The organism is Humibacillus xanthopallidus (assembly GCF_006717145.1).
In the GTDB taxonomy this organism is placed as follows: Bacteria; Actinomycetota; Actinomycetes; order Actinomycetales; family Dermatophilaceae; genus Humibacillus; species Humibacillus xanthopallidus.
The window spans coordinates 419,171-435,535 of sequence record NZ_VFQF01000001.1 but is presented as its reverse complement, the minus strand read 5'-3'; the positions used below and the strand labels follow the sequence as shown (position 1 = coordinate 435,535).

The 16,365-nt window shown below is 71.7% G+C and carries 19 protein-coding genes; 7 read left to right on the top strand and 12 right to left on the bottom strand.

Features of this window, described 5'->3' with window-relative positions:
• Positions 1–36: 36 nt before the first annotated feature.
• The 7 genes from FHX52_RS01960 to paaA form a co-directional block, all read right to left on the bottom strand.
• Positions 37–849, bottom strand: coding sequence for a thymidylate synthase (locus tag FHX52_RS01960; RefSeq protein ID WP_141819454.1), 813 nt, complete (start codon positions 847–849; stop codon positions 37–39).
• A gap of 106 nt (positions 850–955) precedes the next feature.
• Positions 956–1,138, bottom strand: a complete 183-nt coding sequence (locus tag FHX52_RS01955) for a hypothetical protein (RefSeq protein WP_141819451.1) — start codon at positions 1,136–1,138, stop codon at positions 956–958.
• Between the two features lie 226 nt (positions 1,139–1,364).
• A complete protein-coding gene (gene paaE, locus FHX52_RS01950; RefSeq protein ID WP_141819449.1) occupies positions 1,365–2,540 on the bottom strand; it encodes a 1,2-phenylacetyl-CoA epoxidase subunit PaaE in 1,176 nt (391 codons plus the stop codon).
• Entirely contained in the window at positions 2,541–3,065 is a 525-nt protein-coding gene (gene paaD, locus FHX52_RS01945) for a 1,2-phenylacetyl-CoA epoxidase subunit PaaD (protein ID WP_141819447.1), read from the bottom strand.
• Positions 3,065–3,910 carry a 1,2-phenylacetyl-CoA epoxidase subunit PaaC gene (paaC, locus tag FHX52_RS01940; RefSeq protein ID WP_141819445.1) on the bottom strand — a complete coding sequence of 282 codons (846 nt, stop codon included), beginning with the start codon at positions 3,908–3,910 and terminating at the stop codon, positions 3,065–3,067. Before paaC ends, paaD begins: the two co-directional genes overlap by 1 nt.
• Positions 3,911–3,918: 8 nt before the next feature.
• Positions 3,919–4,209, bottom strand: a complete 291-nt coding sequence (gene paaB / locus FHX52_RS01935; RefSeq protein WP_141821979.1) for a 1,2-phenylacetyl-CoA epoxidase subunit PaaB — start codon at positions 4,207–4,209, stop codon at positions 3,919–3,921.
• 59 nt (positions 4,210–4,268) lie between these two features.
• On the bottom strand, positions 4,269–5,324 hold the full coding sequence (paaA, locus tag FHX52_RS01930) for a 1,2-phenylacetyl-CoA epoxidase subunit PaaA (RefSeq protein ID WP_141819444.1): 1,056 nt from the start codon (positions 5,322–5,324) through the stop codon (positions 4,269–4,271).
• 106 nt (positions 5,325–5,430) lie between these two features.
• Here paaA and FHX52_RS01925 point away from each other — a divergent pair, with 106 nt between their 5' ends.
• From FHX52_RS01925 to FHX52_RS01915, 3 genes are all read left to right on the top strand, one after another.
• A complete protein-coding gene (locus FHX52_RS01925) occupies positions 5,431–6,075 on the top strand; it encodes a GNAT family N-acetyltransferase (protein ID WP_141819442.1) in 645 nt (214 codons plus the stop codon).
• Between the two features lie 119 nt (positions 6,076–6,194).
• Positions 6,195–6,860, top strand: a complete 666-nt coding sequence (locus FHX52_RS01920) for an AzlC family ABC transporter permease (RefSeq protein ID WP_141821978.1) — start codon at positions 6,195–6,197, stop codon at positions 6,858–6,860.
• Positions 6,857–7,171, top strand: a complete 315-nt coding sequence (locus FHX52_RS01915) for an AzlD domain-containing protein (protein WP_141819440.1) — start codon at positions 6,857–6,859, stop codon at positions 7,169–7,171. The genes FHX52_RS01920 and FHX52_RS01915 overlap by 4 nt, the downstream gene beginning before the upstream one ends.
• A gap of 28 nt (positions 7,172–7,199) precedes the next feature.
• Here FHX52_RS01915 and dapB read toward each other — a convergent pair whose 3' ends face one another.
• Complete coding sequence (gene dapB, locus FHX52_RS01910) at positions 7,200–7,988, bottom strand: 4-hydroxy-tetrahydrodipicolinate reductase (protein WP_141819438.1); 789 nt, start codon at positions 7,986–7,988, stop codon at positions 7,200–7,202.
• Between the two features lie 93 nt (positions 7,989–8,081).
• Between dapB and FHX52_RS24205 the strand changes: the two genes are divergently transcribed.
• The 3 genes from FHX52_RS24205 (at position 8,082) to FHX52_RS01900 (ending at position 11,411) form a co-directional block, all read left to right on the top strand.
• A complete protein-coding gene (locus FHX52_RS24205) occupies positions 8,082–9,047 on the top strand; it encodes a polysaccharide deacetylase family protein (protein WP_246069568.1) in 966 nt (321 codons plus the stop codon).
• The gene (locus tag FHX52_RS23695; RefSeq protein WP_185747038.1) at positions 9,044–10,321 is read left to right on the top strand and encodes a YncE family protein; all 1,278 of its coding nucleotides are present in this window, start codon (positions 9,044–9,046) and stop codon (positions 10,319–10,321) included. The genes FHX52_RS24205 and FHX52_RS23695 overlap by 4 nt, the downstream gene beginning before the upstream one ends.
• 61 nt (positions 10,322–10,382) lie before the next feature.
• Positions 10,383–11,411, top strand: coding sequence for a cytochrome c oxidase assembly protein (locus tag FHX52_RS01900; RefSeq protein ID WP_185747037.1), 1,029 nt, complete (start codon positions 10,383–10,385; stop codon positions 11,409–11,411).
• Positions 11,412–11,506: 95 nt separating this feature from the next.
• Here the strand turns inward: FHX52_RS01900 and FHX52_RS01895 are convergent, their stop codons facing one another.
• The 3 genes from FHX52_RS01895 to FHX52_RS01885 form a co-directional block, all read right to left on the bottom strand.
• On the bottom strand, positions 11,507–13,756 hold the full coding sequence (locus FHX52_RS01895) for a polyribonucleotide nucleotidyltransferase (protein WP_141819434.1): 2,250 nt from the start codon (positions 13,754–13,756) through the stop codon (positions 11,507–11,509).
• A gap of 146 nt (positions 13,757–13,902) precedes the next feature.
• A complete protein-coding gene (gene rpsO / locus FHX52_RS01890) occupies positions 13,903–14,172 on the bottom strand; it encodes a 30S ribosomal protein S15 (RefSeq protein ID WP_141819432.1) in 270 nt (89 codons plus the stop codon).
• Between the two features lie 196 nt (positions 14,173–14,368).
• Positions 14,369–14,980 carry a helix-turn-helix domain-containing protein gene (locus tag FHX52_RS01885; protein WP_185747036.1) on the bottom strand — a complete coding sequence of 204 codons (612 nt, stop codon included), beginning with the start codon at positions 14,978–14,980 and terminating at the stop codon, positions 14,369–14,371.
• Between the two features lie 398 nt (positions 14,981–15,378).
• Between FHX52_RS01885 and FHX52_RS23690 the strand changes: the two genes are divergently transcribed.
• Complete coding sequence (locus FHX52_RS23690) at positions 15,379–15,534, top strand: DUF6131 family protein (RefSeq protein WP_185747035.1); 156 nt, start codon at positions 15,379–15,381, stop codon at positions 15,532–15,534.
• A gap of 78 nt (positions 15,535–15,612) precedes the next feature.
• Here FHX52_RS23690 and FHX52_RS01880 read toward each other — a convergent pair whose 3' ends face one another.
• Positions 15,613–16,233, bottom strand: a complete 621-nt coding sequence (locus tag FHX52_RS01880) for a hypothetical protein (RefSeq protein ID WP_141819427.1) — start codon at positions 16,231–16,233, stop codon at positions 15,613–15,615.
• Positions 16,234–16,365: the final 132 nt, after the last annotated feature.

Here is a 16,365-nt window from a genome sequence, read left to right as displayed (position 1 = left end):
TCCCAGAAGGCTCGGCGGACGTGAACCCGATCGGGCTCAGACGGCGATCGGGGCCCTGATGCCGGGGTCGGCGACGTAGTCGACGAGGTCGAAGTCGTCGAGGTCGAAGTCGTCGATGTCGGTCTTGCCCGGCGTGATGCGCATCGTCGGCAGCGGGTGGGGCGTGCGGGTCAGCTGGAGCCGCGCCTGGTCGAGGTGGTTGAGGTAGAGGTGGGCGTCGCCCAGGGTGTGGACGAACTCCCCCGGCTCGAGGTCGGTCAGCTGGGCGACCATCTGCGTGAGGAGGGCGTAGCTCGCGATGTTGAAGGGCACGCCGAGGAAGATGTCGGCGCTGCGCTGGTAGAGCTGGCAGGAGAGGCGGCGCCGCCCGTCGGGCCCGGGCGGAGAGACGTAGAACTGGAACATCGTGTGGCACGGCGGCAGCGCCATGTCGTCGACGTCGGCGACGTTCCACGCGGAGACGATGAGCCGGCGGCTGTCGGGGTTGGTGCGGATCTGGTCGATGACCTTGGCGATCTGGTCGACGCGCCGGCCGTCGGGCGTCGGCCAGGAGCGCCACTGGTAGCCGTAGATCGGCCCGAGGTCGCCGCGCTCGTCGGCCCACTCGTCCCAGATCGAGATGCCGCGCTCCTGGAGCCAGCGCACGTTCGTGTCGCCGCGGAGGAACCACAGCAGCTCGCCGATGATCGAGCGCAGGTGCAGCTTCTTCGTCGTCATGGCCGGGAAGCCCTCGGCGAGGTCGAAGCGCATCTGGTGGCCGAAGACGCTGAGCGTGCCGGTGCCGGTCCGGTCGGACTTCTCCTGACCGTGGGTCAGGACGTGGTCGAGGAGATCGAGATACTGCCGCACGCCCGCAGCCTAGCCCGGGGCGGCGACAGCGCCGCGAACGCCGAGCCGCCAGCGGCGACGGCGGCGACAGCACCGGCCTCGAGTCCGGTCCCGAGCCAGCCCCGAGTCAGCGACCGAGCGCCGAGAACACCTCGTAGACCATGAAGGCCGGCCAGAAGAGACCCTGGAAGACGGCGAGGACGTACTCCCAGAACACGTCTGCCTGCTGCCAGAAGTAGACCCAGGCACCGAAGATCCCCAGCCCGTAGAGGGCGCCGCCGCCTGCTGCACCTGCATTGCCGTTGCTCATGTCCTCTCCTCCGCTCCCCTCCAGTCTGCGACTCGAGGGCGACGCGCGAGGGAGATCGAGTCGTGTCTCACCCGTCTGGCCCGCAGGTGCGGAACGAGCCAGAGGCCGATGGCCACGCAGCTGGCCCCGGCCATGAGTCCGAGCAGGGTGGCGAGGGCCCGGCTGAGGGCGCTCCGCGCCGGGCGGGGGCGAAGTGCACTCCCCTCGACCGGCCCGCCGCCCATGGTCAGGCGTCGTAGTCGAGACTGACCGCGTCGGTCACCGGGTGGCTCTGGCAGGCGAGCACGATGCCGGCGGCGACCTCCTCGGGCTCGAGGGCGTAGTTGCGGTCCATCCGCACCTCCCCCGCGACGACGCGCGCGCGGCAGGTGCCGCAGACGCCGCCGGTGCACGAGTAGGGGGCGTCGGGTCGCACCCGCAGCGTCGCGTCGAGGATGGTCTCGTCGCGGCTCGGCATCGGGATGACGGTCGTGCGCCCGTCGAGGTTGATGGTGACGGTCGCCTCGGGCGGCGCCCCCGTGTCGACGACGACGGGCCGCTTCGGGGCCGTGCCGTCGTCGACGTGGAAGATCTCGTGGTGCACGTGCCCGGGGTCGACACCGCGCTCGAGAAGGAGCTCCTCGGCCCCGGTGACCATGCCGAACGGGCCGCAGAGATACCACTCGTCGACCTGGTCGACCGGCACGAGGGCTCCGAAGATCGCCTCGAGCCGCTCGCGGTCGAGCCGCCCGTGGAAGAGCTCGACGTCCTGCGCCTCGCGCGAGAGCACCGTGATGAGCTGGAAGCGGCCAGGGAAGCGGTTCTTGAGGTCCTCGAGCTCCTCAAGGAACATGATCGAGCTCGTGCGCCGGTTGCCGAAGAGCAGCGTCGCGCGCGAGCCGGGCTCCTCCTCGAGCGCCGTCGTCAGCAGGGCGATGACGGGCGTGATGCCCGAGCCCGCGGCGATCGCGACGTGATGGCGTATGCCGTCCGGCCGGGTCGGGCACGTGAACGACCCGAGCGGTGTCATCACGTCGAGCACGTCGCCCGGTGCGACGACGTCGTTGAGGAAGGTCGACATGCGGCCCTCGGGCACGCGGGCGACGGCGACCCGGCGCAGGTGCTCCATGCCGGCGGCCCCTCGCGACTGGCAGATCGAGTAGGACTGGCGCACCTCCTGCCCCTGGATCATCGCCCGGACGGTGAGGTGCTGGCCCGGCTCGAAGCGGTACTCCTCGAGCAGCTCGTCGGGGATCTCGAAGGTGACGGCGACGGCGTCGTCGGTGAGGCGCTCGACGGCCGCGACGGTGAGCGGGTGGAAGCGGGCCCGGTGCCGAGCCGCCGCAGGGGCTGCGTCGGTCGGAGCCGGCTCGCCAGCGGTCTCGTCGACAGCCTGGTCAGTGGGGGTGGTGACGTCGGTCATTCAGATGGCCTTGAACTCGTCGAAGGGCTCGAGGCACGCGGAGCATCGGCGCAGGGCCTTGCAGGCGGTCGAGCCGAAGTGGGCGATCTCGGTCGTGTCGGTGGAGCCGCAGCGGGGGCAGGCGACAACGTGCCGCTGGAGGGTCACGGCCACCGGGCCGCGCGACTCGGCCGCCTCCCCCGAAACCGACCCCGACACCGGCCCCGGCGGGGCGATGCCGAAGCGCCGCAGGGCTTCTCGGCCCTCGTCCGTCATCCAGTCGGTCGTCCAGGCCGGCGACAGCTGCGTGCGGACGTCGGCGGCATACCCCTGCTCGTGGGCCGCGAAGGCGATGCGTGCCGCGATCGCCTCCATCGCGGGGCACCCGCTGTAGGTCGGGGTGATCGTCACGACGACGGTGTGCGCCTGCTCGTCGACCTCGACGTCGCGCAGGATGCCGAGCTCGGCGATCGTGATGACGGGGACCTCCGGGTCCGGGATGCGCGAGATCGCCTGCGCGACAGCGGACTCCACGGCCACAGCCATCACCACGTAGCACCCGGGTGCGAGCGCGCGATGTGCTGCATCTCGGCGAGGAGGTAGCCCATCGGCCTCGAGTGGATGCCGGCTCGGCCACCGCGCGAACGCCACGACGACGCCTCGGGCAGCGTGAGGGTGGCCTCGTCGGTGACCCGCCGGACGCGACCGACGACGGCGTCGTGCAGGCTCGAGGGCAGCACCCCGACCCCGAGCCCGGCGGCTGTCACGGAAGCCTCGTCGTCGTCGAACAGCTCGGCGAGGTGGGGCAGCACACGCTCGAGGGCGGCCTGCATGCGACGGTGCGACTCCTCCGTGCCGTCGCCGAGGCGCACGACCCAGAGCGAGGCGTGGTCTAGGTGGTAGCGCACCTCCTTGAGCGCCTTGCCCGCGACACCGGCGACGACGTCGTCGGACGAGCCGGTGAGCGCCGTGTGCAGCTCGACCTGGTAGGCGGAGAACCACAGCAGCCGCGCCATCTCGTCGGCGAAGTCTCCCCGCTCCTGCTCGACGAGATGCACGTTGCGCCAGTCGCGCTCGTCGCGCAGCATCGCGTAGTCGTCCTCACCGCGGCCCGTGCCGTCGATGGAGCCGATGTAGGGGTAGAGCGCACGCGCCTGGCCGAGCAGGTCGAGCGCGATGTTGCCGAGCGCCATGTCCTCCTCGATCTGCGGGGCGTTCGTCATCCACTCGGAGAGGCGCTGGGCGTAGACCATCGCGTCGTCGGCGAGGCCCAGGAGGTAGGCGGCCTCCGGTAGCTCGCCCGACGGGCCGTTCTCGGCGGCGCCGGGGAGCGACTCCTCGGACTCGGCCGGGGCGTTGGTGGAGTTCACCGGGCTCACGTCGGAGCTCATGTCGGCGCTCACAGGTACTCGACGTCGTCGGGCACGTCGTAGAAGGTCGGGTGGCGGTAGATCTTGTCGGCCGCCGGGTCGAAGAACGAGTCCTTCTCGTCGGGGCTGCTCGCCGTGATGTCATCGGCGCGGACGACCCAGATCGAGACGCCCTCCTGACGACGCGTGTAGACGTCGCGTGCGTTGCGCAGGGCGAACGCCGCGTCAGGTGCGTGGAGCGACCCGGCGTGCACGTGCGAGAGGCCACGCTTGCCACGCACGAAGACCTCCCACAGGGGCCAGCTCCGCTCGGGCGCCACCGGGGGGCTGTCCGCCGCCGTCCCGGCGGCCTGCTCGGTGGGCGGGGTCTGCGCTCCGCTCACGCGGCACTCTCCTGACGTCGGGAAGCCTGCTTGGCGGCATACGCGGTGGCTGCCTCACGCACCCACGCGCCCTCCGCGTGGGCGCTGCGGCGGTGCTCGATGCGCTCGGCGTTGCAGGGTCCGTCGCCACGCAGCACGCGCCAGAACTCGCCCCAGTCGATGTCGCCGAAGTCGTAGTGCCCGCGCTCCTCGTTCCAGCGCAGGTCGGGGTCGGGCAGCACGATGCCGAGCTTGTCGGCCTGCGGCACCATCATGTCGACGAACTTCTGGCGCAGGTCGTCGTTGGCGAACCGCTTGATGCCCCAGGCCATCGACTGCTCCGTGTGGCCACCCCCCTTGGCAGCCTCGCCGGTGTCGGGTGGGCCGAACATCGCGAGCGCCGGCCACCACCACCGGTTGGCGGCGTCCTGGGCCATCGCCCGCTGGGCCTCGGTGCCGCGCATCAGGGTCCAGAGGATCTCGAAGCCCTGCCGCTGGTGGAAGCTCTCCTCCTTGCAGACCCGGATCATGGCGCGCGCGTACGGGCCGTAGGAGCAGCGGCAGAGCGGCACCTGGTTCATGATCGCCGCGCCGTCGACAAGCCAGCCGATGGCGCCGTTGTCGGCCCACGTCAGCGTCGGGTAGTTGAAGATCGAGGAGTACTTCTGCTTGCCGTCGTGCAGCCGGTCGAGCAGCTCGGCGCGGTCGACGCCGAGGGTCTCGGCGGCGCTGTAGAGGTAGAGCCCGTGGCCCGCCTCGTCCTGCACCTTCGCGATGAGGATCGCCTTGCGGCGCAACGACGGTGCCCGGGTGATCCAGTTGCCCTCGGGCTGCATGCCGATGATCTCGGAGTGCGCGTGCTGGGCGATCTGCCGGATGAGGGTCTCGCGGTACTTGTCCGGCATCGCGTCGCGCGGCTCTATGCGCTGGTCGGCCGCGATGAGGGCGTCGAAGCCCTCCGCGGACGCCTCGCCGACCGCCCGCCCCTCGACGTGCGCGGCCGCCTCGTCGTAGGCGGCGGTCTCGGCCGCGTTGAGCGGCACGTTCGGGTCGATGACGTCATTGCCATACATGCGTCCAGTATGCGAGACCGGCCCGTCCGCGTCCAAAGCCGGGGGCGCGTGGCGTCCGGGGACCGCGGCTGACGAGCGAGCCGCGGCTGCCTGAGAGGATGCCGGGGTGGCACACGACGAGCAGACACCGCCTCCGCAGGACCACTCCCACGAGCACGGGCACGGGCACGAGCACGGGCACTCGCACGACCACGGGTCGGAGCGCGGGCCCGTCGCCGACGCGAGCGTGCGCGTCGCCCGGGTCTCCGACGCCCCCGCCGTCGGTCTCGTGCAGGCCGTCGTCTACCGCGAGGCGTATGCCGGCACGCTGCGTGACGAGGTCCTCGCGCGGTTCGAGCCCCGGGTCTTCACCAGCGCCTGGCGCGAGTCGCTGACGAACGCGCCGTCGCGCGACCACCTGCTCCTCGTCGCGTGTGCCGGCGAGCAGGTCGTCGGCCTGGCAGCGGTCGGCCCGTCGTCCGACCCGGACGGCGAGGAGACCGCCGAGCTGCTCGTGCTCGCGGTGCACCCCGAGGCGCGCCGGCAGGGGCACGGCTCGCGGCTGCTCCACGCTGCTGTCGACACGGCCCGGGGACGCGACCGCCACGTGCTCGCCGCCTGGGTGCTCGCGACGGACGACCACACCCGGGCCTTCCTCACCGCGGCCGGCCTCGAGACCGACGGTGCGCACCGCGAGCGGGTCGTCGACGCCGAGGGCACGACGGCGCGGGAGGTGCGCCTGTCGGCCGGCCTCGCTCCGGAGGCGGAGTGAACCGGTCCGAGCGGTCCGAGCGGTCCGAGCGCTCGGCGCAGGGGTGCGAGGTGCGGCCCGTCGAGGACTCCGCGGAGGCACCCGCCCCACGGCTTGGCGACGATCACCAGCCCGGCCCGCTGGACCCCGGCGAGCGCCGCCTGGTCCTGCGCCAGGGACTGTCCGTCGCCCTGGCGACAGGCGCCTACGGTGTCAGCGTCGGAGCGCTCTCCGTGACGGCCGGCCTGTCGGTCTGGCAGGCGTGCGTCCTGTCGCTCGTGATGTTCACCGGAGGCTCGCACTTCGCCTTCGTCGGCATCATCGGCAGCGGCGGGGTGGCGGCCGCACCTGCCGCCATCGCCGCGTCGTCGATGCTCGGCGTGCGCAACGGCCTCTACGGCCTGGAGCTGCGCCGGGTCCTCCGGGTGCACGGCTGGCGCCGGGCAGCCGCCGCCCATCTCACGATCGACGAGTCGACGGCCGTCTCTGTGACACAAGGCGATCCACGCGCGTCGCGGCTCGGCTTCTGGGTGACGGGAGTCGGCGTCTTCGTGCTGTGGAACCTCGCCACCCTCCTCGGAGCGCTCGTCGGCGACGCTTTCGGCGACCCTCGCACCTACGGCCTCGACGCCGCGGCGTGCGCGGCCTTCACGGCGTTGCTGTGGCCCCGACTGCGCGACCGCGAGACCGTTGCGATCGCGGTCGTCGGGGCAGTGATCGCGGTGGTGCTGCTTCCCGCGCTACCGGCCGGCATACCTGTCGTGCTGGCGGCTCTCGCCGCCCTCATCGCGGGGAGGCGCCGATGACCCTGTGGGTCGCCGTCGTCGTGGCGGCGCTGGTCGCCTTCGCGCTCAAGCTCGCCGGCTACCTCGTTCCCGAGAGCGCCCTCTCGCACCCGCGAGCCCGGCGCGTCACGGCTGCCATCCCCGTCGCGATGCTTGCCGCGCTCGTCGCCACCCAGACGTTCGGCGGCCCGCAGGGCACGCTCGTCGTCGACGCCCGGCTCGCCGCCGTCGGCGTGGCCGTCGTGGCGCTCCTGCTGCGCGCGCCCTTCCTCCTCGTCGTCGTCCTCGGAGCGGCCACCGCGGCTGCCCTCCGAGCCCTCGGCTGGGGCTGACCCGGCCCACGAGGGCAGGCGGAGCAGCTCAGGTCAGGCCGAGGTAGTGCTCGAGGCCGACGGTGAGGCCGGGGTGGTCGGCGACCGACCGCACGGCTGCGATGACGCCCGGCATGAAGGATCCGCGGTCGAACGAGTCGTGGCGCAGCGTCAGCTGCTCCCCCGCGTTGCCGAGCAGCACCTCCTGGTGGGCGGTGAGGCCGCGCAGCCGCACCGAGTGCACCGGTATGCCGTGCACCCGGGCCCCGCGCGCACCGTCGGGGTCGTGGGTCGTCGCGTCGGGCGCCGCCGGGGTGCCGGCGTCCGCGCGCGCCCGGGCGATCATCTCGGCAGTGCGCGCCGCGGTGCCGGAGGGCGCGTCGACCTTGGCCGGGTGGTGCAGCTCGATGACCTCGACAGACTCGAAGAACGGAGCGGCCTTCGCGGCGAAGGCCATCATGAGCAGCGCCCCGATGGCGAAGTTGGGGGCGATGAGCACGCCGACACCCGCACCGCTGCTCGCAGGGGCCGCCTCGGCGAGCTGGCCACGCAGGGTCTCGAGCCGGGCGTCGTCCCAGCCGGTCGTGCCGACGACGACGTGCACCCCACGCTCGACGCAGTGCGCGACGTTGGCGGGTGAGGCCGTCGGTACGGTCAGCTCGACGGCGACGTCGGCGCCGGCGAGGTCGCCGAGGTCGTCACCGGAACCGTAGGCCCCCACGAGCACGAGGCCCTCGGCCGACTCGACGGCACGAACCGCTTCCGACCCCATGCGTCCGCTCGCGCCGATCACGGCGACAGCGATGTCTCGGGACGGCCGCCGTGTCGTGTCGCTCACGCGGGTCAGCCTAGCGAGCGCAGGGGTGCCCGGCTCAGTGGGCTCGGGGCTGGGTACCAGCCGGCGTGCAGGTGGCGCCAGCACAATCACGCGGTGCTCCTGTCCGAACACCAGCCCGAAGACCAGCCCGGCAACCGGCCCGAAGACCATCCTGGCGGCCAGCCCGCAGACCAGCGTGACGACCGGCCCGACAGGGCACTCGACCAGGGCTCCGACGTCGGCAGACGTGCCCTGCTGAGCGGAGGGCTCGCGGTCGTTGTCGGCCTCGGCGCCGCCGCCTGCTCCACGAGCAGCCCGACTGGGTCCGATGCCGCCAACGCCTCCGGCGCTCCCGGCACGCCCAGCGCACCCGCGGGCTCCGGCACGGCGCCCCCTCCATCCTCCGCTCCGGCTGCGCGCCCCACGTCAACCGCCGCGGGCTCCGGCGGGGCGCAGACGGTGCCTGCCCTCCTGCGCACCCCCGGGCCCGACGTGCGCCGGGGAGCGTCGTCGACCCCGGCCGTCGCCCTCACCTTCCACGGCGCCGGCGACCCGGCTCTCACCAGGAGAGCCCTGTCGATCCTCGCCGACCACGGCGCTCACATGACCGTCTTCGCGGTCGGCACCTGGCTCTCGGCGAACCGGGACCTCGGACGGGCGATCGTCGCGGCCGGTCACGACCTCGGCAACCACACGTGGTCGCACCAGACCATGCCCCGACTGTCCGAGGCCGCGGCACACACCGAGATCGCCCGTGGCGCAACGGCGGTCGCCGCGATCGACGGGTCGTCTCCCTACCTCTTCCGGCCGTCCGGCACGCCCAGCTCGACGGCGGCGATCCGCACGGCAGCCCGAGCGAGCGGGTATGCCCGCTGCATCTCGTTCGACGTCGATCCGGCCGACTACCAGGACCCCGGCTCGGCCGTCGTCGTGTCGCGCACGCTGGCGGCGGTTCGCGCCGGGTCGATCGTCAGCCTGCACCTCGGCCACCCCGGCACGATCACGGCGCTGCCGTCGATCCTCGCCGGGCTCGCCTCCCGCTCGCTCCAGCCGGTCACCGTCACCAGGCTGCTCGCGTGATCCGGCTGCACGGGCGCTGGCTCGGGTCGGTGGCGACGGCCTGCCTCGCAGGTCTCGTCGCCCTCTCCGTCGGCGCCTGCTCGAGCCCGATGTCGGTGGCAGGGCCTGAGACCGCCGCGAACGGCGCAGCCTCGTCCGCACCAGCGCCGAGCCCAAGCACCGGGTCGATGGCAGCTGCGGGCAGCACCGCGGGGGGCACCGCCTCGGCGTATGCGCACACCGGAGCGGGTCTGCTCACCGGCGCCGCTCTGCACGCCAAGCCGCTCGTCTACGTGCCGAACCAGGTCGCGGGCACGCTCGAGGTCATCGACCCGACGACCCACAACGTGGTCAAGCGGGTCCGGGTGCCCGCCTCGCCGGAGCACGTCGTGCCGGCGTGGGACCTGAGGCGCCTCTGGGTGAACTCCGACAAGGGCAACGCGCTGACACCGATCGACCCCGCGACGGGAGCCGTCGGCACGCCCGTGCCGGTCCGCGACCCCTACAACCTCTACTTCACCCCCGACGGGCGGTTCGCACTCGTCATGGCGTCGCGGTTCCGCGCCATCGACGTGCTCGACGCCCACACGCTGCACCGCGTGCGCTCGCTCTCCGTGCCCGAGTGCGCCGGCGTCAACCATGCCGACTTCACCGCCGACCTGCGCACCTTCGTCGCCAGCTGCGAGTTCAACGGCCGCCTCCTCGTCGTCGACGCCGGCGCGACCCGGGTGCTTAAGGTGCTCGACCTCAACGCGATCCGGACGCCGGGAGCAACGGTTCCCACGATGGCGATGGCGATGACTGGCCCGCGCCGCGGTCTCGCCCGGGGAGCCTCCTCGATGCCGCAGGACGTCCGGCTCACTCCGGACGGGCGGTGGTTCATGGTCGCCGACATGCTGCGCAACGGGGTGTGGTTCATCGACGCGAAGACCCTCACCTACGACCACTTCGTACCGACCGGCAAGGGTGCCCACGGCATCTACCCCGCGAGGGACGCGAAGCGGATCTTCGTGTCCAACCGCGACGCGGGCACGATCACCGTCTTCGACGCGGCCACCGACCGCCCGGAGACCACCTGGCACCTGCCGGGTCACGCCACTCCCGACATGGGGGGCGTCACGTCCGACGGGTCGCAGCTGTGGCTCTCGGGCCGCTACAGCGCGGCGGTCTATGTCATCGACACGGGCTCCGGTCGCCTCATCGCCCGGATCCACACCGACGCCGGGCCGCACGGCCTGCTCGTCTGGCCGCAACCGGGGCGCTTCTCGCTCGGGCACACCGGCAACATGCGATGACGGGCGGCACCCGCCGGTCGCTCCCACCGCGCTGTCAGGCTCCGGCGTCACCATTCCGGGCGTGCCCGTCCTGACGCCCTCCTCCCTCCTCGCCGACTGGACCGCCTCCCCCGCCGGCCTGGCGCTCGTCGGGGTCGTCACGGTGCCGTATGCCGTGGCGGTCCTCCGCGCCCGCGCGTCCGGGGTGCCGTGGCCGTGGCGTCGGCCGGCGCTCTTCCTCCTGGCCGGCGTCGGCTCGCTGGCGTATGCCGTGTGCGGGCCCCTCGCGGTCCACCGCACCGAGGTCTTCTGGATCGCCTGCCTCCAGGTGGGAGTGCTCGCGTCGCTCACTCCGGTGGGTCTCGCGCTCGGTGACCCCGTCGGCCTCGTCCGAGCCCGGAGCCGGGCTGCCGGCGGGGAGCGGACGCCCCTCCTGCTCCGCCTCGTCGAGGGCCGCGTCGCCCGCGTGCTGACCTTCCCCGCGGTCGGCTCCGGCCTGGCGGTCGGCACGGTCCTGCTCGTCATGCTGACGCCGTGGTTCGCCCAGACGATGGTCTCCCCTACGTCCGCGGTAGTGCTCTACGTCGTGCTGCTCGGCAGCGGGCTGCTCTTCGTCCTGCCGCTGCTCACCGAGGAGCTGCTCCCACGCTGGGCCACGCCGCCCGTGCGCACCTTCCTCGCCTTCATCGACGGTCTGCTCGACGCGGTCCCCGGCATCGTCGTCATGACCTCGAGCGTCCTGCTCGTGCCGTCGTTCCCCGGTTTCGCCTCGGGTGCCAGCGGCCTCACTCCGCTCATGGACCAGCGCCTGGGTGGGGGCGCCATGCTCGCCGTCGCCGAGGCGGTCGGGCTGCCCGTCATCGGGGCGGTCTTCGTCGAGTGGATCCGCAGCGACGAGCGTGACGCGCGAGAGGTTGACGCACGCCTCGACGACGAGGCGCTGACGGCAGCAGCACCGGGAGTGGCCCCTGCGGCGGCACCTGCAGCGGCACCGGGCACCGTGCAGACTGCGGCCCCGGCCGTGGGCGAGCCCGCGCCGCCGGTCGCGAACTCGGTGCTGTGGTGGGAGCAGGACCCACGAATGGCCGGGCGCTTCCGCCAGCGTGACTGATCCCTAGACATCCCGCGCCGACCCCCGACCAACGCGGAGCGGCCCGCCACCCCGGTGTGGGGTGGCGGGCCGCTCTCACGAACGATCCGGACGGATCAGACCTCGGCAGGAGCCTCGGCCGCGTCCGCAGCCTCGGCCTTGTCGTCGCCCTCGGGCAGGACCGCAGCGAGGCTGAGCTTGCCGCGCGGGTCGATCTCCTTGAGCTCCACCTGGATCTTCTGGCCGATCTTGACGACGTCGTCGACGCTGTCGATCCGCTTGCCGCCGACGAGCTTGCGCACCTCGGAGATGTGCAGCAGGCCGTCCTTGCCGGGCAGCAGCGAGACGAACGCACCGAACGTCGTCGTCTTGACGACCGTGCCGAGGAAGCGCTCGCCGACCTCGGGCATCTGCGGGTTCGCGATGGCGTTGACCGCCGCGCGAGCCGCCTCGGCCGAGGGGCCGTCGACCGCACCGATGTAGACCGTGCCGTCGTCCTCGATCGAGATGTCGGCGCCCGTGTCGTCCTGGATCTGGTTGATCATCTTGCCCTTCGGGCCGATGACCTCACCGATCTTGTCGACGGGGACCTTCACCGTGATGATCCGCGGTGCGTAGGGGCTCATCTCGTCGGGCACGTCGATGGCCTCGGCCATGACGTCGAGGATGTGCAGACGCGCGTCGCGGGCCTGGGTCAGCGCGCCGGCGAGGACCGAGGCGGGGATGCCGTCGAGCTTCGTGTCGAGCTGGATGGCCGTGACGAACTCCTTGGTGCCGGCGACCTTGAAGTCCATGTCGCCGAAGGCGTCCTCCGCACCGAGAATGTCGGTGAGGGCGGCGTACTGCGTCTCGCCGTCGACCGTGTCGGACACGAGGCCCATGGCGATGCCGGCGACCGGGGCGCGCAGCGGCACACCGGCGTTGAGCAGCGACAGGGTCGAGGCGCAGACCGAGCCCATCGACGTCGAGCCGTTGGAGCCGAGAGCCTCGGACACCTGACGGATGGCGTACGGGAACTCCTCGCGCGTCGGCAGGACCGGCATGAGCGCGCGCTCGGCCAGGGCGCCGTGACCGATCTCGCGGCGCTTCGGCGAACCGACGCGGCCGGTCTCACCGGTGCTGTAGGGCGGGAAGTTGTAGTTGTGCATGTAGCGCTTGCGCGTGACAGGGCTCAGCGTGTCGAGCTGCTGCTCCATCTTGAGCATGTTGAGCGTCGTGACACCCATGATCTGGGTCTCGCCGCGCTCGAAGATCGCGGAGCCGTGCACGCGCGGCAGGACCTCGACCTCGGCGCCGAGGGCGCGGATGTCAGCGAGGCCACGGCCGTCGATGCGGACCTTGTCGCGCAGGATGCGCTGGCGGATCAGCTTCTTCTGCACCGAGCGGAAGGCAGCCGAGACCTCCTTGTCGCGACCCTCGAACTGGTCGGCGAGCTCGGCCTTGACGGCAGCCTTGATCTCGTCGAGGCGGTCCTCGCGCTCCTGCTTGCCGGCGATCGTCAGCGCAGCGGTCGTGTCGGCGAGAGCGGCGCCCTCGACGGCGGCATACACGTCGTCCTCGTAGTCGAGGAAGACGGGGAAGTCCTGGACCGGCTTGGCTGCCGCGGCGGCGAGCTGGGCCTGGGCGTCGCAGAGCTGCTTGATGAACTTCTTGCTGGCCTCGAGGCCCTCGGCCACGACCTGCTCGGTCGGAGCCTGCTTGCCCTCGTTCTTGACGAGGTCCCACGTCGACTCGGTGGACTCGGCCTCGACCATCATGATCGCGACGTCGTCGCTGCCGTCGGCGTGCGTGACGACGCGACCGGCGACGACCATGTCGAAGACCGAGCGCTCGGCGTCGGAGAAGTTCGGGAACGCGACCCACTGGCCGTCGATGAGCGCGACACGCACGCCACCGATCGGGCCCGAGAAGGGCAGTCCGGAGATCTGCGTCGAGGCGCTCGCGGCGTTGATGGCGAGCACGTCGTACTGGTGGTCGGGGTTCAGCGAGAACACCGAGATGACGACCTGGACCTCGTTGCGCAGACCCTTCTTGAAGGTCGGGCGCAGCGGCCGGTCGATCAGGCGACAGGTGAGGATGGCCTCGGTCGAGGGGCGACCCTCACGGCGGAAGAAGCTGCCGGGGATCTTGCCGATGGCGTACATGCGCTCTTCGACGTCGACCGTCAGCGGGAAGAAGTCGAACTGGTCCTTCGGCTGCTTGCCGGCGGACGTGGTGGACAACAGCATCGTGTCGTCGTCGAGGTACGCCGTGACGGCGCCGCCGGCCTGACGGGCAAGGCGGCCGGTCTCGAAGCGGACCGTGCGGGTGCCGAAGGAGCCGTTGTCGATGACGGCTTCGGCGAACGTGATGTCTGGACCCTCCATGTGGGCCCTCGCTTTCTTTTTCTCAAGTGCCGCGCACATCGTCGTTGTGTGCGTGGTTTCTTCGGGTGCGCCGGCCCCACAGGGCCCGGGCGCACCTACGACGAAAGGCGGCCTCCGCGGAGCGGGGACCGCCTTTCGTCACGTGTTCATCGACGCAGACCGAGGCGCTTGATCAGCGCACGGTAGCGCTCGATGTCGGTCGCCTCGAGGTAGCGCAGCATGCGCTTGCGACGGCCGACGAGCAGCAGGAGCCCACGACGGCTGTGGTGGTCGTGCTTGTGGGCCCGCGAGTGCTCGGTGAGGTCCTTGATGCGCTGCGTGAGCATCGCGATCTGGACCTCGGGGGAGCCGGTGTCGCCGTCCTTCGTGGCGTACTCGGTCATGATCTGCTTCTTGACGTCAGCTTCCAAAGGCATGGATGAACCGACTCCTTCTCTTCTCGTTTGCGCGGTGCTCCAGGGCATGTCCACCTGGGCGCTCTCGATCCGCGGCCGGACGTACGGCGGTTCTAAGCGTAACAGCGGCGCAACAGGCGCCCTAATCGGCCAAAGGTGGCCCGTGGAGCGTCCCGACGGCACCCTCCACGGGACGTTCCACCGGTCATTCCACCAGTCATTCCCGCTGGTGGTCGCGGGGGCGGCGCGGCTCGCACTGGCATGCACACGCCGGAAGGCAGCCGGGAGACATGAGGCAGTCGATCTCGCACGTGCACTCAGGCGGTGTCGGGGCAGCCCGCGCGAGCAGCGCACGCACCCGTCTGAGATGGGCTCGCTCGCGCTGAGCCGCTTCGCGCAGGTCATCGAACGTCGGGTGGTCCGGGGGCACGCCGTCCTGCTCACGGCGCTCGTCGCGGAGTGGCCGTTGGCGGTACCAGCCCTTGGCCGGCGGCCGGTCGCGCCGCGGCATGAGCTGACGCAGCTTCGGCACCTCGCTCGGCAGGTCGACGTCGAGGTGCGACGGGAAGCGGCGACCGCCGTTGTCGCGCAACGTGTCTCCCGCAACCGGTGCGACAGGCTGCCCGTCGGGCGCGACTGCGACAAGACGAAGTCCGGCGAGGCCGAGGATGCGACGGAGCAGGCTCACCGACACCGCACACCCACCCGTCTCGATGCGCGCCACCGTCGAGGGCGACGTGCCCAGCCGGGCCGCGAGGTCACGCTGGCTGAGGTCGGCCATCCGCCGAACCCGCATCACGAGCCGAGCCACATCAAGATCGTCGTCCACCGCTGCCTCCCCCGTCGTTGGGCCGAGCATGCCCGACGCCACCGACAACCCTCCCCCACCGTCAGGCACTCCCCGACGCACCCGCTGCCCCCCGCACCGACGCAGGGGGACCCACTGCTCGACCAAACGCAGCAGCGGGTCCCGCTGCCCCGCCAGACGGGGCACGGGGTCCCACTGCTCCGTGAGGCGGGGCAGCGGGTGAGGGCAGAGGAGGCGGGTGGGCGGAGGGCTGGCCCGTGGGGTGGCCGTCGCCGAACGGGCATGGCAGAGAGGGCATTTCGGGCGAAATGGCGTTCGTGACCGTTCCGTGACCGTTGGGGTGTCCGGGACTTCACCACCCCGGGTACTTACGTAGGGCTCGGGACCCCTACCCCCACATAAAGGAGTGAAGCGACACCATGATCATCCTCGGACTGATCCTGCTGCTCGTCGGCTGGCTCGCCAAGATCAGCATCCTCACCACGATCGGCATCGTCCTCGTCGTCGTCGGAGCTGTGCTCTTCCTGCTCGGCACCACGGGCCGCGCCATCGGTGGCCGGAAGCACTGGTACTGATCGCTGCACCCGCACCACAGCACCCGAGTGAAGCCCTCCACGACCTGGTCGTGGGGGCTTTGCCCGTCTCCCCCGCGCTCAGGCGGCGCGCAGCAGGGGCAGGACCCGGCGGACGACCTCCGCACGCGAGGTCGGCGTCCATGCGCCGCCTTCGAAGACCAGGCACACGAGCTGTGATCCCTGGGTCGTCACGAGGAAGACGCCCTTGTCGCCTGGTCCGAGCGTCGGCTTGTGACGCTCGCCGACGAGCCCGGTGACGCCCGCGAGAGAGCCCGGCCCGCCCAGCCTGCATCTCTCGACAGCACCGGCGAACCACCCGGTTGCCCCCGCGAGTCGGCTTCCGCCCGCGCCGAAGTCCATTGCGACGTAGAGCAACGACGCTTCGCCGGTGTTCGAGCCGGCGTTCGAGCCGGTGGAGGCTGCGAGGCGCGCATACGCCCGACCGGAGACGACACGGTCGGCACCCGACATGCGGAGCAGCTCCTCGGCGTCCAGCGCCGCCCACGGCAGGCTCAGGTCGCAGTCCGGAGGGGTGGGGAGCTCTCCGGCGCATCGGCCAGCGCCGGGGCGCACCCTCGCCTCGGAGGCATCAGACCCGATCTGGCTGGCACCGGGCCACAGCTGCTCCGCGCGGACGGGGGCGCGATTGCCGCGGTTGCTCACCGTCGAGCACCCCGATGCCTCCGGGACGGGGGTCATCGTCGAATCCCCCACTGCGGCAGGGATACTCGCACGCACGCTCGAGCCGTCCGTTGCTCCCGCACTCGTCGTGGCCGCACTGCCGTCGGTGACCGCGGCGGTGCTGCCCGTAGCCACCGTCGGAGCCCCACC

Bases quoted from the DNA above. Each gene is read 5' to 3' on its own strand.
- FHX52_RS01955 (WP_141819451.1), bottom strand. From the start codon at position 1,138: ATGAGCAACGGCAATGCAGGTGCAGCAGGCGGCGGCGCCCTCTACGGG.
- paaE (WP_141819449.1), bottom strand. From the start codon at position 2,540: ATGACCGACGTCACCACCCCCACTGACCAGGCTGTCGACGAGACCGCT.
- paaD (WP_141819447.1), bottom strand. From the start codon at position 3,065: ATGGCTGTGGCCGTGGAGTCCGCTGTCGCGCAGGCGATCTCGCGCATC.
- paaC (WP_141819445.1), bottom strand. From the start codon at position 3,910: ATGAGCTCCGACGTGAGCCCGGTGAACTCCACCAACGCCCCGGCCGAG.
- paaA (WP_141819444.1), bottom strand. From the start codon at position 5,324: ATGTATGGCAATGACGTCATCGACCCGAACGTGCCGCTCAACGCGGCC.
- FHX52_RS01915 (WP_141819440.1), top strand. From the start codon at position 6,857: ATGACCCTGTGGGTCGCCGTCGTCGTGGCGGCGCTGGTCGCCTTCGCG.
- FHX52_RS01895 (WP_141819434.1), bottom strand. From the start codon at position 13,756: ATGGAGGGTCCAGACATCACGTTCGCCGAAGCCGTCATCGACAACGGC.
- rpsO (WP_141819432.1), bottom strand. From the start codon at position 14,172: ATGCCTTTGGAAGCTGACGTCAAGAAGCAGATCATGACCGAGTACGCC.
- FHX52_RS23690 (WP_185747035.1), top strand. From the start codon at position 15,379: ATGATCATCCTCGGACTGATCCTGCTGCTCGTCGGCTGGCTCGCCAAG.
- FHX52_RS01880 (WP_141819427.1), bottom strand. From the start codon at position 16,233: ATGACCCCCGTCCCGGAGGCATCGGGGTGCTCGACGGTGAGCAACCGC.